The sequence below is a fragment of the Bradyrhizobium agreste genome, assembly GCF_016031625.1.
GTDB lineage: Bacteria > Pseudomonadota > Alphaproteobacteria > Rhizobiales > Xanthobacteraceae > Bradyrhizobium > Bradyrhizobium agreste.
Genome location: NZ_JACCHP010000066.1, coordinates 1 through 714, shown reverse-complemented (window position 1 = coordinate 714; position 714 = coordinate 1). Strand labels below are relative to the sequence as shown.

The following is a 714-nucleotide window of genomic DNA, read 5'->3' as shown; positions in this document are numbered from 1 at the left end:
GCCTGGTTCGCCGGAAGCGAGGATCAGTCAGCTCATCGAGCTCAAAGGCATCGGCCCGGTCGGCGGCCAGGAACTGGTCAACGAAGTGTTCTATCGCGCCTTCAACAACCGCCGTCAGGTCGGCAGCTATTTTGGCCTCACCGGCACGCCTTATGACAGCGGCGAGCGAAGCCGGGAGCAGGGCATCAGCAAGGCCGGCAACCGGCGGGCCCGTGAGCTCGCCATCGAGCTGGCGTGGCTATGGACAGTCCATCAACCGGACAGCGCGCTGACGCGCTGGTTCCGCGAGCGGGTGCGCGACATCAAAGGACGCATCCGGCGCATTGCAGTCGTCGCCCTGGCGCGCAAGCTGATGGTCGCGCTGTGGCGCTATCTCACCACCGGTGTCATCCCCACTGGCGCCGTGCTGCATCCTTCTTCCTGAACGGCCAGGCGCAATGACGGCCGACGTGAGCCAGGACAGACGCGTGACCGTCCTCATCCAGGGGAGCAAACCACCCGCTCTCTCAGATGGGTCCCGTCCTTGCTGGGCTTTGCCTTCACCCGTGCATGAAAGATCAGGGTACCGGGCCGCGTGCCCGACCGGATACAAGGTGATGCGGTCCTGCCGCATTGTCGTTCACGGCCCAGGCCTCGCATCACGTCCCGCCTGCCAGCGCCGATGCGCATGTTGCGAACGCTCCATTGTGGCGCCGAGCTCGTCGCGGTCAAGGC

Annotated in this window: 1 protein-coding gene; it reads left to right on the top strand. The window is 65.5% G+C overall.

Going from position 1 to position 714, the window contains the following annotated elements; all coding sequences use genetic code 11:
• Window positions 1–424 (top strand): transposase (locus HZZ13_RS36335; protein WP_197964215.1); only part of this gene is annotated, 424 nt, incomplete at its 5' end.
• Between the last annotated feature and the right edge of the window lie 290 nt (window positions 425–714).